Here is a 13,562-nt window from a genome sequence, read left to right as displayed (position 1 = left end):
TAACAGCAGTATATTTTACGACTGGTGCAAACAAACACTGATCTCAAGTCTTAAAACAAAATGTGTGATTGTGATGGATAATGCTCGGTTTCACAAAAGTAGACGTATCCAAAAATTACTGAACAGGCATGGCCATCGTATTTTATGGTTGCCGCCGTACAGCCCTGACCTAAATCCTATCGAGAAAAAATGGGCTCAGGTGAAGTTTCTACGCCAAGGCTGGATGGAAAATGATTTATCCAAATTGTTTTATGATATTTGTCCTGGCCATAACAGTTTTATTTTGAACTGACTATAGTCGATTCCAAATAAAACAGATACGTTATATTCCAACGCGGAACTGGTATAAATTTTTCTGGCTTGCTGCGCCTACGCCGACAGAGGCCGCGTAAAATTCATCCCATTCCCGCTGTATCGTTTTAACACTGAATGCACTATATTTAGTCTTTACTTAGCGGCAGTGTCTGTGATTTATCTGCATTATTAACCAGCTGCTCCAACCCTTTAACATGGACACTGCGCTGCGGGAATGGAATGTCGATTTCGTGATCTTCTAGTGCGTATTTAAACGACTCAAGTAAATCACAATTCATCGACCACCAATCGTTATTAGTGGTCCAAACGTTTAAGGTCAAATCAACTGAATTTTCCCCTAAGTTCGTCACACGGACGATAGGTTCAGGGTCAGTGAAAGCCATCTCATTATCATTGGCTAATTTCAGCATGATGTTTTTGGCAGTTTTGATATCAGCATCGTAACCAATACGAATGGTCATATCTACGCGGCGGTTGGGCAGTGCTGTATAATTGAGCACAGCCGACGTCGAGACATCGCTATTGGGAATGATGATATCGTGATTATTTATCGTCGTCAGATGGGTATTGACTAAGGTAATCTCCGTAACGGTGCCGGTATAGCTACTAATTTGTACATAATCACCACGTACAAACGGCCGAAAGGTAATGATCATAATGCCAGCTGCAAAATTAGACAGCTGATCTTTGAGTGATAAACCAATAGCAACCGCACCACCACCCAAGATGGCAACCACTGAAGTGGTTTGCACCCCGACTTTGCTAAGAGCGGCTAAAATCACAATGACGAGCAACACGCCATATATCAAGCGTCCTAAAAAGTTCGCCACCGTGTCATCTAAGCGGCTACGCAGCATGACCTTATGAGCCATGCCTACTGCTTTTTTGGCAAACCAGCGCCCTACAATGAATATTAGTAACGCTAACGCCACTTTGATTGCCAAACCTATTGCATTACTGGTTAATGTGGCAACATCAATGGTAAAACCTAAAAATTCCATACTGACTCTTTATTTTATAGCTGTGTGTTGTATTTGTTTGTTTTGACTTCCTCCCCTCCCTAAACGGAGGGGATTCCTACCGCTAGACGCTCAAGCCCGAGCGCAAGAATGTTTTTAGCCGCATTAACATCGCGGTCGTGAGTGACACCGCACTCGCAAAACCATTCTCTTATTCCAAGATCCGCTCTACCTTTCGGACTGTTTTGGCGTGAGCCGCAACACGAACAAGTTTGGGTGGTGTAGTGCTCATTAACCTCAGCATAGTGACAACCTGCGTACTCGCATTTATAGGTCAGTTGCCGCTTAATTTCAAACCAACCTGCGTCATAGACAGACTTAGCTAGTTTGCTTGAGGTAAATGATTTTGATTGAAGTTTGCCAACGATGATCACATTATTATCTTTGACAAGCTTTGATGTGAATTTATGAATTAAGTCTTGACGTGTGTTCTTAATCTTGGCATGAATAGCACGAACGCGCTTTTTGTTCTTAGCCCGCTGAGCAAGCCCTAATTTTGGGGCGTATTTATGGGTCAGTTTGGTGGCTAAGACCTCGCCATTACTAGCGGTTGCTGAATCCTTACAACCTAAGTCGATACCAGTCTGATTAACACCGCAGATTGTTTTTGAATGTTCTTTAACGGTGATACAGGCATACCAAAGACCGCGACTATCCTGCACAAGCTCACAAGTATTGATGGTGTAGAGAGCTAGGTTATAGCTGTCCCACACGTCAATGGTCAGCTTCTTGCCTTTGGCTAGGCTAAATTGAATGGTGGATTTTAGGCTTTTCTTTCCTGCTTTTTTGACCCCTAGATATTTTATGGCAGTCTTTTTAAACGGAATCCAACCTAAACTTTTACGCTTGGCTTTAGGGTTATTTGTGCGCCAGTGTAGTTTGGCCTTTTTAAATTGTTTGCGGCTCTTGGCATGGGTTTCAGTGATGGCTTGTAAGGTTTGGCTATGCAGATTTAGCAGCTCACCACTACCTTTTACATAGGCCGCCATGTCATACGCTGAGAAAAAATGACCAGTACGCTGCAAGTGCTTAAAACTCAAATCATTCACATAGTTCCACACAAAATTAACCGCACCAGCCAATTCATTTAATTGGTCAGCGTGTTTATCTTTGATGCGTAACTTGAGTGTTTTCATGGTTTTATTGTGGCTCAGTCACTTTAGTAGTCAAGCAGAATTTAGTATTATTTATGCCTTACATCCACGCCCTAGAAAGACGTGGTTTTACAGCACTTTTTGATAAATCTGGGTATCTGTTTGCGGTATCGCTAGCGCTCATGAGCTATATATTGAATGCGCTTAATAAGTGACAGTGACTTTATCACTATAAAGAAAAGTGCGTATCAAACGCAACTCAACGATATCACCCATGTCTTTGGTAAATTTACCAAACGGCGCCGCTTGTCTGACCGATTGTTTGGCGGCTTCATCTAGGATGGTTGAGTTTGAGCTTTCAAGCAGACGAATCGCTTTTATACTACCATCACTACTGATAATAACCATCAGACGTACTTCACCATTGATTTTTTGCGCCCGCGCTTGCGCGGGGAAATGCAGGTTGCCCACACGCTCGATATGCTCGCGAAAGGTATTGATATAGTCCGCAGCACCGCGCGTGGTCGAATTACTATCGACGGTCACGACTTTTGATTTGGTGGCATAGACTTGCTGACGCTGAGACAATTGCGCTTCAAGCGTGGCGATTTGTTTGCGCAGTCGCTCTTCTTGCGACATCGTATCATCTTGTGCTTGTTTGCTATCGTTATCCGACTCGACGCTCGCTTGGCGCCAGCTTAACGTAGTACGCAGATAGCTTTCTTGGTAGCGCTGCTGACGCACTTGACGCTGTAGATTAATCACATCTTGCGTTTCACTTATTTGTTCAGCTGGCAATGAGCTAATCTGATCATTCTCTTGCCTTAGCTGCTCTTCTATCGTACCGCCGCCCTGTTGTGAGGCATTAGCAATAAACTGTGCATCTTCATTCGGCTGCATATTGTCGGTTAGTGCCTTCGCTACGTCTTGTACCATCGAGGCAGGATCTTTTCCTATCGAAAAGCTGATACCGAAAATTATCAGCACGTGTACTGCTACAGCGATGACGACAGCCACAGGCAAGCTAAAATTACGCTTAGGTGCTTGCGCCGAAAAATGATAACTTTGCGAGTCTTTAATATAGGCCACAGTGGGTCTCAGCTAATAGATATGAGCTTATAAGTAAAAAGGCTGCAGCTAATAAGCGTTATGATAATATGCATGATGGCGCTATCATAGCATGACATATATTTATGTCGCTAGCATAACTGTATACGGTAAGATTCAACACGCCCTAGTTATAGAGGATGATTTTGCCCGCCTCGTTTTTGATATATACTGTTTTATAACGATAGTATCAGCAAGTTTACATCTGCTGCTAGATAACGACCCTATAACTATAAGGATAATAAGTTTGAGTAGCTTTGATAACATGAGTGATAACGTGAATAATTCAGATAATTTTGATAATTTTGATGAGTTTTTTGAGAATATCGGCTATCGTTTCGACGAATCATTTAGTGGTGGTTGGGATCGTCTCACCCAATCTATCAAAAATATATATGATAAAACAACGGATAAGTTTGAGGATGAGCTTGCGCTGCCTGTTGCACAAAAATACGTCAACGATGCGCTGCAAAAATTCGTCACCGACAATGTCAAAGCCATCTTAGAGCTGCGCGTTGAAATGCACGATGACTGGTTTCGCTTATATTGTACGATTGATGTGGCAGGTATTTATATTGAAGTGGCCAGTAACTTTAGCTTAATTCATGTACAGCTTGATCGCAATGTACAGCGTTTTGTCTTCGGTCAGCAGACGTATACCGATGTGTTAAACCTACGCTGTGAGTCCATTATCAAACGTCAAGGTATCAAGCTTTTTATCTGGTTCTATCACAGCGTCCTTAAAAAAGACCCATTAGGCTTTATTCTGTCTTATATCAATATCGCGCGCGCAAAAGATGAAGTCATCTATCTGGATATCCATCGCTGGCTTAAGAAAAATAAAAAAATCATCAGTACTCTGCATAAAGTCCAAGTCAATTATGGCGAGCTTGAAGAAGAGCAAATGATTTTGAAAACACAAATTAATTATCGTGACTTACTAGCGGGCAGTAGCAATGAAGACATCATCGGCGATGAAGACGAGCCTGAGCTGATGCAAGGCCCTATCCATCCAATAGATGACGCGACTGAACCAAGTCAGGTTTAAAACGCTATAGCTATCACATTTTTTATGAAACGTAATAGCTATAACCAACCATGCATCTACCAGTAATTCTCTACTGCAATATTACCTTCGCCTCGGCGATTCATTACCAAACCCAGGGTTTTTAACGCTTCTTTGGTATCTTCTACCATGTCAGGGTTACCGCACAGCATGGCATGCGTGCTATCGATATCCAATGCTACCCCAGCTCGCTCTTGTAGCGTACCATCCAATAGTAACTTGGGCAGGCGTTCTGTCAGTGCGCCCTTGACAGGCTCACGGGTGACGATTGGGATAAATGTTAACTTCGCTGGACTCTCAACCAACGAACCGAAATCTTCTTGCAAGCTTTGAATCTTTTCTATATAGGCCAACTCTTCTAGCGAGCGTGCGCTATAGGCCAATACGATATGCTCATAATCTTCCCATGTCTTCAAATCCTGTAACATGGACAAAAATGGCGCTAGTCCAGTACCAGTCGCCAGTAGCCATAAATCTTTTGGCAGAGGTTTTTGATATCGGGCTAAGGTTAAAAACCCAAATGGCATGGTATTAAGTAGCAGCTCATCACCTACTTGCAGGTGTTGCAGCTGCGAGGTAAATGCACCATCCGGAATCACGATAGAGAAGAATTCTAACACCTCATCAAAGGGCGAAGAGACAATCGAATAAGCGCGAAAGATGTCCTCGTTCAATGCCTCATCAGCCACCTCCTCCATGGCTGCACCCGATACTTCTGCTTGCTGCTTATAATACTGTAGCTGACTGGGATTAACGCCCAAACGCACAAATTGACCCGCCGTAAACTTAAAACTATCAGGACGACTGACGGTAAAGCTAAATAAGTTTGGTGTCCAAGTGGTTTTGCTAAGCACGGTTACCGTTTGAATATTGTCACTCATAATAATTAACCACCCTATTTTACTGCTATTTATTGTTATAGAAAGTTAGAACGTACCAACAAAAAAGATGCGCCAAGCTTATCATAAAGCGGGCGCATCTTGGTTTTCTAACCGTAACATCCGATGAGTAGCCGTATCAGCGTATAGTCGATCCAATTTTAAAAGAGTACAGCGCTACTGGGATTAATTATTCGCAGCCTTTGTCGGCGTAGGCACAACAAGCAAGAAAAATTCATCCCAGTAGCGCGTTATAATACTTGTATTGCTTTTATTTAGGACTGGCTATACCACTACTTATCTTTTTTATATTTACCAAATACGAGCCAAGCTTGCCCACTCAATCATACTATTTGGTAAGATACCAAAGAAGATAATCATCGCTGTCACTGCAATTACCATAATACCGCCGGTACGGATAGCCCATTGACCAGAAACATCAAACTCGATGAACTGTTTCGGACGTTTAAATAGCGTGAGCATAACGCGCAAGTAATAGAATAAACCAATAGCACTACCCAAGATAATCATTGCCGCCAAGAACCAATTGGTTCCTTGTACCGCAGCCAAAATCGCAAATAGTTTGGTAATAAAGCCTGCCGTCAGTGGAATACCTGCCAATGACAACATCATAATAGTCATGACAGCAGTCAATACTGGGCGACGCCAGAACAGTCCTTGATAATGCGTCAACTCATCTGCCTCACCAGACAAACGGTAAGGGCTCGACATCAACGTCACTACGCCAAAGGCACCGATAGACGTAAAGGCATAAACCGCCATATACATACTAGAGATACTATCAGCAGCCGTACCGATACTGACGATAACGATCAACACATAACCCATATGGGATATTGAAGAATAGCCCAATAGACGTTTGAGACTGGTTTGGCGTACGGCTAATAAGTTACCGACCAAAATCGATAAGGTGGCCATGACCATCAATAACATCTGTATAGATGGCAATGCCAATAAAGACGTATCGATTAAGAAACGAACTGCCAGCGCCATCATCGCTACTTTTGTGGCCGATGCTAGGAAAGTAGCAATCGGTGCTGGTGCCCCTTCGTAAACATCGGGTGTCCACATATGAAAAGGTGCAGCTGACAGTTTAAAGGCAATACCGAACATCATCATTGCCGCACCAAGTATCAGTAGTGGCGACTCAAAAACATCGCCCAATACCATACTAATCGGCTTAAAGGCCAACGATCCTACTTCTGCATAGATAAACGCCATACCCATCAGTAACGTCGCCGATGCCGTCGCTGATAGTACCAAGTACTTTAGCCCCGACTCAAGCGAACGGTTGCGCATATAGGTATACGACAGCATGCCATACAGCGGTATAGACAGCATCTCTAAGCTCATAAAGAATGACGCTAAATGCTGAGCACTGACCATCAGTAGCGCACCGATCGTCGATAGCAACATCAGCAAATATAGCTCATCTTTATTGTCTTTTAGATCGGCCAGATACGCATAAGACAGCGTACAACAAGCCAACGCACAGATAAAGATAACCACCATATTAAACTGAGCAAAGTTGTCAATGACAAATAACTGTTCAGCGTTTGGCAGGACAGTGCCGCTATTTATAATACCAGTCATTTGCCCAATTAAAGTAAACAGCGCGATATTGAGGCCGACGACCGTGACCGTCCCTGTGACAATATGTGAGCGTTTAACGGCGATGGCAATCATAACCACCAAGACCGTTATGACGACGGCAAGGAGTGGTGCATAAGGCAGCAATCCCATCAAATCATTCATCGTAATATCATTCATGACTTAACGTGCCTCCATTGCATCAAGCAGTTGCGATGCATCTACTTGTGTTACTTGACTGTATATATAAGCATTATTAATCCACTGCATCGCATGACTTGACGTATCAAGGAATGGCTGTGGATATAGACCGAGCCAGACTAAGCCTGCTGCCAACATCAATAACAACGACAGCTCGCGCTTACCCAAGTCCTTTAATGGACGCTCAGGCAAACCGTGTAATTTGGTTTCTTGCATAGCGATCGCTTCGATATTGTTTTTACCAAACAACGCGCGATGAATCAAAATAAGCGAGTATAGCCCTGCTAGTACTAAACTGAACGTTGCAAATACCACAAATACTGGATATTGAGCAAACGCACCCAGTAAAATCATAAACTCGCCAATGAAGTTACCTGTACCTGGAATACCCAGCAAGGCGGCACAGAAGAACATCAATATCGGTGCATAATAACGGAACTGACCCCACATACCACCCATTAAGGTTAGATCCCGCGTATGTAGACGCTCATATAACTGACCTGCCATGATAAACAGTGCCGCTGAACTTAAACCATGCGCGAGCATTTGAATCATCAGGCCTTGCAAGCTGAGTAAGGTTCCGGCGTAAATGGCTAAGACCACAAAGCCCATATGCGAGATACTGGTATAAGCGAGCAAGCGCTTCATATCGGTCTGCATAAAGGCCAGCCATGCACCATAAAAGATACCAATCGTACCTAAAGTCATGGCAATCGGCGCAAAATCTTGTGATGCGGCTGGGAACAGTGGTAAGACAAAACGAATCAAACCATAAGCTGCGGTCTTAATCAAAACACCCGCTAAATCCACCGAACCTGCGGTTGGGGCCTGCGCATGCGCATCGGGTAACCAACCATGAAACGGAATAATCGGTAACTTAACCGCAAAGCCAATAAAGAAGCACAGCATGATGGGATATTCCCAACCGCCGAGCGACGTACCCAGTAAATCATTATAGTTAAAGCTCACTACCCCTTTTTGGGCGTAGCTGATAATGACTAATACCAAGATACCGACGAGCATGATAAGCCCAGACGCTTGGGTATAAATAAAGAACTTAGTTGCTGCATATTCTTTGGTTTTACCAACGACATCATGACCCCAAATCGCGATCAAGAAGTAGATAGGAACCAGCATCATCTCCCAAAAGAAGAAGAATAAGAACAAATCAATAGCTAAGAAAACACCGATGACCCCGCCTAAGCTCCATAGCAAGTTCAAATGGAAGAAACCAACACGGCGTTGAATCTCATTCCACGAACAAGCCACTGCGGCAATACCGAGCAGCCCTGTTAGCGCAACCATCATCAGCGATAAACCATCCATCGCTAAGTGAAAGCTGATACCAAAGCTTGGTATCCACGGCACCATAAATTCAGCTACCCAAGGCACATTTGAATCTGGCGCAATCACCTGCTTACTCATGCCAGAAAAATCACCGTATTGCCATAATACTAATGACAATACAAAGGTCAAGATCATACCAATCAAGGCAATCCAGCGCGGTAAACGTTTATTAAACCGCTCAACCAGCCAACATAGCAACCCTGCAATAAAAGGAATTGCGATTAATGCTGGTAGCATCCACGTTTGTTGTAACTCTATCATCTTATACCACCGTCATCATTACCAGCACTAGCAATACAGCCATACCCAAACCAAAGCTTGCAGCATAACCTCGAAGTGACCCTGTTTGCGTCGCAGACAATACCTTATTACCCGCCGAAGCCAGCTTAGGTAAGGTGAGCCACGTTTTATCGATAGGGTCGGCTTTAAATAAGCGGCCGATGAACAAAAAGGGTTTTACAAAAATTATATCGTACAGCGCATCAAAGCCCATACCATGGTAGCACCAGTGATATAGCGCCCCACCAATACGCGAACGCTTAAAGCTCGTGAGCAGTCGACCTTTATCCACAACATATAACAGTGCCGCGATAATCAAACCAGCCAGCATCGCACCCATGGCGATATACTCTGCCGTGTGCTTACCATCCGCTTGATTGGCCACTTCTAATAAATGTCCAACGCTCTCTGGCAATACGCCTTGTAATGGTGGGGTAATCCATGCACCAACCGCGGTCGATAACACCAGTAGCACGGTAAGCGGCAACCAATATGACACGCCAGATAATTTATGCGCAGGGGTTTTTTCTTCACCAAAGAACACAATCCAAATCATACGGAAGGTATAAAGCGCGGTTAAGAAAGCACCGAATACACCCATATAGAACAGTACTAGATGACCAGTTGCATAGCTTTCCCAAAGGATCGCTTCTTTAGAATAGAAACCAACAGTGACCCAAGGTATCGCCGCAAGTGCACCGCCACCGACGATATAACACCAAAATACCAACGGTATCTTTTTGCGTAAACCGCCCATCTTAAAGATGTTTTGCTCATGGTGAACCGCAAGAATCACCGCACCTGATGATAAGAATAATAAGGCTTTAAAGAAAGCATGGGTCATCAAGTGGAAGATTGCGCCATGCCACGCACCAACACCGAGTGCTAAGAACATGTAGCCAATTTGACTCATGGTTGAATAGGCAAGGATACGTTTAATATCGGTCTGTGCCAGCGCACAAAAGCCAGCAACGACCAGCGTCAACGCCCCTACACCGCCAACCCAATATAGTAAGATACCTGGGGTCAGCTCAAACAATGGATGCAGACGGGCGATTAAATAAACCCCTGCCGTGACCATCGTTGCTGCGTGAATGAGCGCCGATACTGGCGTCGGACCAGCCATCGCATCAGCAAGCCATGTATGTAATGGTAGTTGCGCTGATTTACCCATCGCACCACCAACGAGCATCATGGTGATCAGCATCATGGTCGGGTTATTGATATCAAAAATTTCTGGGGCACGGGTAATAATCTCTTGAATATTAAGCGTACCGAATTCACGGAATAATAAGAACAAACCAAAGGCTAAGAACACATCGCCGACACGGGTCACGGTAAAGGCTTTCATCGCTGCCCGACCATTAGCGCGGTCATGGTAATAAAAACCAATCAGTAAGTAGGAACAGATACCCACGCCTTCCCAACCGAGATATAGCAAGAATAAATTATCCGCCAACACCAGCAATAACATACTGGCGACGAACAAGTTCATATAGCTAAAGAAACGAGCAAAGCCTGTGTCGCCCTTCATATACCAAGCGGCAAACAGATGGATTAAAAAGCCAATACCAGTAATAACACCAGTCATGGTTAATGCTAAGCCATCAAAGCTTAAGCCAAAATTTGGCGCAAAATCCCCAACTTGGAACCATGTCCACAGCGGAATTTCTACGACCGTACCAGCGGGGTTGCTGGTCAAAAAAGTATAACTAACCACCAGCGTACATAATGCCGATAGCAGCATACTACCGACACCGACAATCGCTGCCACCTGCTCGCTTAACTTGTCGCGCATAAAGGCTAAAATCAAAAAGCCAACGAGCGGGAATATAAAGGTTAATGGTAATAAACTCATGACATCATCCTTTCATCTCATTGGCGCTATCGACATCGAGATGCCCACGCTGATGATAAAACCGCAATAATATTGCCAAACCAATGGCGGCCTCTGCTGCTGCTAGGGTCAAAATAAAGATAAACATAATCTGTCCATCTGGATCGACCCAGCGACTACCTGCTACCACAAATGCTAGTGCCGCCGCATTCATCATGATCTCAAGACTCATCAGCATAAATAAGAAGTTACGCCGTACCATGACACCGCACAGACCAATCGTAAATAAGATACCTGCCAAAATTAAACCATGGCTCATGGGTATCATACCCAGTACATTCTGCGCCTCAGCAACAGGCTGTACTAAGCCTGCCACCTCGTGGGCAAACGGCACGTTTGACACGTCTTGTGCCACGCTCGCTGCTAGTACCATCAGTCTGACTCCTTGCGCGTGACTTTCTTAGTACCGACCTGCATACCTACCTTCTTACCAACGTAGTCGTGCGGGTCAACATCTTTATATTCGTAAGGTTCCGCCATTTTTACCGCATCACTATCTGTATATGTGCTGTCATCATATTTGCTGACAGTGTCATATTGCTTGATACTTCCTACACTTGGCTGAAAATCTTGACTGTCATTGCCAACTATCTCATCATCTACAGAGGTTTTACCTAGATGATACGCGGCAACCAAAGCGCCTAATAATAGCAAAGCCGCCACTTCTACCAGCATAACGTATTTGGTAAATAACACGGTGCCGACCGCTTTGGCCGAAATAGTCGACCCGCCAATCATGGCTGTCTCGTCAGGATTAAGCCCAATCATCGCATACAGCACAACCGCGATAATAAGCGTCAACCCTGTCGGTATCGCCCAAGTGCCAGCATCAAGCCAACGCTCTTCGCGCTCCTCGTTACTCATGCCCAGATTGAGCATCATAATCACAAAGACGAACAGCACCATAATGGCACCAGCATAGACAACAATCTCAAGTGCACCAGCGAATGGCGCGCCCAATACAAAAAATATGCCTGACAGGGCCAATAACGACACAATCATCGATAAGATAGCATGGACTGGATTGGCATGGATTATCACGCGCAAACTGGCAAATATTGCCACAGCTGCAAGTGAATAAAACCCTGCCAATTCAGGGTTGTTTAAAATATTCATCATGGCAGCAAGCTCCTTAGATCAATCGGTGCAGATTCGTTTTGCGCTGCGCCTTTTGGTTTGTCCGCTACCGCCATACCCGTCACACGATAATAGTTATAATCGGGATATTTACCTGGTCCTGAAATCAGCAAATGCTCTTTTTCATAAACCAAATCTTGGCGTTTATATTCACCCAACTCAAAGTCAGGGGTCATTTGAATGGCTGTCGTTGGACACGCCTCTTCACACAATCCGCAAAAGATACAGCGTGAAAAGTTAATCCGGAAAAACTCTGGATACCAGCGACCATCTTCGCGCTCAGCTTTTTGTAGCGAGATACAGCCAACCGGACAGGCCACCGCACATAAGTTACAAGCAACACAGCGCTCATCACCATCAGGGTCACGAGACAATATAATACGTCCGCGAAAACGTGGTGGTACTGGCACCGGCACTTCAGGATAAAGAATGGTGTCACGTGGCCTGATCGCATGGCTATTAACCATCCACATACTGCGGATAATAGTATAAAAACCAACGATAATCTTTTTTATGCTATGAAACATGGGGTTATTATCCTTATCATCTTTACCCTAATCCATCATTAATATCATTACTGATGACTACCAATAACTGTTCAAAACTATGTTATTGGGGTCGGGGAAAAGATCAAAATTACTGCGGCAGTAACCAATAAATTAATCAAGGTTATCGGCAGGCAGACTTTCCAGCCAAAATTCATCACCTGATCGTAGCGCGGACGGATGAGCGAACCGCGTGCCAAAATAAACATGGTCATAAAGAATAATGTTTTAATCATGAACCAAAAAGCAGGTGGAATAAATGGGATATTTAAATTAAAAGGCGCGAGCCAACCACCAAAAAACAGGCAAGTCATCAATGCTGAAATCAAGACGACGTTGACGTATTCGCCAATAAAGAACATACCAAACTTCATGCCAGAATATTCGACATGGTAACCTTCGGCCAGCTCTTGCTCTGCTTCAGGTTGGTCAAAAGGATGTCTGTGCGTTACCGCCACCCCTGCTATTACAAAGGTTAAGAATCCAAAAAACTGTGGAATAATATACCAGCCATCAGCCTGTGCTTCGACAATCGCGCGCAAGTTAAACGAGCCCGTCAAAGCCACAACACCCATCAACGACAGACCCAAGAACACTTCATAGCTGATCGTTTGGGCAGCAGAACGTAGGCCACCCAGTAGCGAGAATTTATTCGCTGATGCCCAGCCACCGAACATCACTGCGTAGACTGCAATACCGGCCATGGCAAAGAAGAACAAAATACCGATATCCCAGTCAGCCACGCCAAGCGTTGGTGAGATAGGAATAATGGCAAATGAGGCCAGCGCAGTAAACATCGCAACTGCCGGCGCCAAGGTAAACATAAACTTATCGGTGAACTTTGGCGTCCAATCTTCTTTGAAGAAGATTTTTAGCATATCCGCAACCAGCTGTAATGAGCCAAATGGTCCGACACGGTTTGGACCATAACGGTCTTGCCAAAGCGCTAGCATACGGCGCTCATAGACAATCATTAAAGCGGCGACTATCACAACGACTAAAAAGATAACCAGCGATTGCACGACCAAAAATAGTATTGACCACGTATCATAGGTCATCATACTCG

13 protein-coding genes are annotated in these 13,562 nt (G+C 44.4%); 2 read left to right on the top strand and 11 right to left on the bottom strand.

The features are described from left to right. Positions 1-292 (top strand): transposase (locus ACT3TU_RS04950; RefSeq protein WP_444784082.1); only part of this gene is annotated, 292 nt, incomplete at its 5' end. Between the two features lie 148 nt (positions 293-440). On the opposite strand, the gene ACT3TU_RS04945 is transcribed toward ACT3TU_RS04950, so the two are convergent. The 3 genes from ACT3TU_RS04945 to ACT3TU_RS04935 form a co-directional block, all read right to left on the bottom strand. Next, positions 441-1,316: a mechanosensitive ion channel family protein gene (locus ACT3TU_RS04945; protein WP_192523795.1), complete on the bottom strand. Its 876-nt coding sequence runs from the start codon at positions 1,314-1,316 to the stop codon at positions 441-443. A 59-nt stretch (positions 1,317-1,375) separates the two neighbouring features. Further along, positions 1,376-2,470 (bottom strand): RNA-guided endonuclease InsQ/TnpB family protein, encoded by a 1,095-nt coding sequence (locus ACT3TU_RS04940; RefSeq protein WP_444784081.1) that lies wholly within the window; start codon positions 2,468-2,470, stop codon positions 1,376-1,378. Positions 2,471-2,632: 162 nt separating this feature from the next. Next, positions 2,633-3,517, bottom strand: coding sequence for an energy transducer TonB (locus ACT3TU_RS04935; protein ID WP_192524945.1), 885 nt, complete (start codon positions 3,515-3,517; stop codon positions 2,633-2,635). Between the two features lie 283 nt (positions 3,518-3,800). On the opposite strand from ACT3TU_RS04935, the gene ACT3TU_RS04930 reads away from it, so the two are divergent. Continuing rightward, on the top strand, positions 3,801-4,583 hold the full coding sequence (locus tag ACT3TU_RS04930; RefSeq protein WP_444784083.1) for a hypothetical protein: 783 nt from the start codon (positions 3,801-3,803) through the stop codon (positions 4,581-4,583). 56 nt (positions 4,584-4,639) lie between these two features. Here the strand turns inward: ACT3TU_RS04930 and ACT3TU_RS04925 are convergent, their stop codons facing one another. The 8 genes from ACT3TU_RS04925 to nuoH all read right to left on the bottom strand — a co-directional run bounded on the left by ACT3TU_RS04925 (position 4,640) and on the right by nuoH (position 13,557). Next, on the bottom strand, positions 4,640-5,482 hold the full coding sequence (locus tag ACT3TU_RS04925; protein WP_444784080.1) for a ferredoxin--NADP reductase: 843 nt from the start codon (positions 5,480-5,482) through the stop codon (positions 4,640-4,642). A 309-nt stretch (positions 5,483-5,791) separates the two neighbouring features. After that, a complete protein-coding gene (gene nuoN, locus ACT3TU_RS04920; RefSeq protein ID WP_444784079.1) occupies positions 5,792-7,270 on the bottom strand; it encodes an NADH-quinone oxidoreductase subunit NuoN in 1,479 nt (492 codons plus the stop codon). 3 nt (positions 7,271-7,273) lie between these two features. Continuing rightward, positions 7,274-8,899, bottom strand: coding sequence for an NADH-quinone oxidoreductase subunit M (gene nuoM / locus ACT3TU_RS04915; protein WP_444784078.1), 1,626 nt, complete (start codon positions 8,897-8,899; stop codon positions 7,274-7,276). A 1-nt stretch (position 8,900) separates the two neighbouring features. Next, positions 8,901-10,775 carry an NADH-quinone oxidoreductase subunit L gene (gene nuoL, locus ACT3TU_RS04910; RefSeq protein ID WP_444784077.1) on the bottom strand — a complete coding sequence of 625 codons (1,875 nt, stop codon included), beginning with the start codon at positions 10,773-10,775 and terminating at the stop codon, positions 8,901-8,903. Between the two features lie 4 nt (positions 10,776-10,779). Beyond that, on the bottom strand, positions 10,780-11,088 hold the full coding sequence (gene nuoK / locus ACT3TU_RS04905) for an NADH-quinone oxidoreductase subunit NuoK (RefSeq protein WP_192523278.1): 309 nt from the start codon (positions 11,086-11,088) through the stop codon (positions 10,780-10,782). 98 nt (positions 11,089-11,186) lie between these two features. Beyond that, positions 11,187-11,933: an NADH-quinone oxidoreductase subunit J gene (gene nuoJ / locus ACT3TU_RS04900; protein ID WP_192523270.1), complete on the bottom strand. Its 747-nt coding sequence runs from the start codon at positions 11,931-11,933 to the stop codon at positions 11,187-11,189. Then, on the bottom strand, positions 11,930-12,478 hold the full coding sequence (gene nuoI, locus ACT3TU_RS04895) for an NADH-quinone oxidoreductase subunit NuoI (RefSeq protein WP_225735216.1): 549 nt from the start codon (positions 12,476-12,478) through the stop codon (positions 11,930-11,932). The genes nuoJ and nuoI overlap by 4 nt, the downstream gene beginning before the upstream one ends. Positions 12,479-12,555: 77 nt before the next feature. Continuing rightward, positions 12,556-13,557, bottom strand: a complete 1,002-nt coding sequence (nuoH, locus tag ACT3TU_RS04890) for an NADH-quinone oxidoreductase subunit NuoH (RefSeq protein WP_192523276.1) — start codon at positions 13,555-13,557, stop codon at positions 12,556-12,558. Between the last annotated feature and the right edge of the window lie 5 nt (positions 13,558-13,562).

It is taken from the genome of Psychrobacter sp. AOP3-A1-26, from assembly GCF_052378235.1.
In the GTDB taxonomy this organism is placed as follows: domain Bacteria; phylum Pseudomonadota; class Gammaproteobacteria; order Pseudomonadales; family Moraxellaceae; genus Psychrobacter.
The sequence above is the reverse complement of the archived record's forward strand: the minus strand, read 5'-3'. Positions and strand labels throughout refer to the sequence as shown.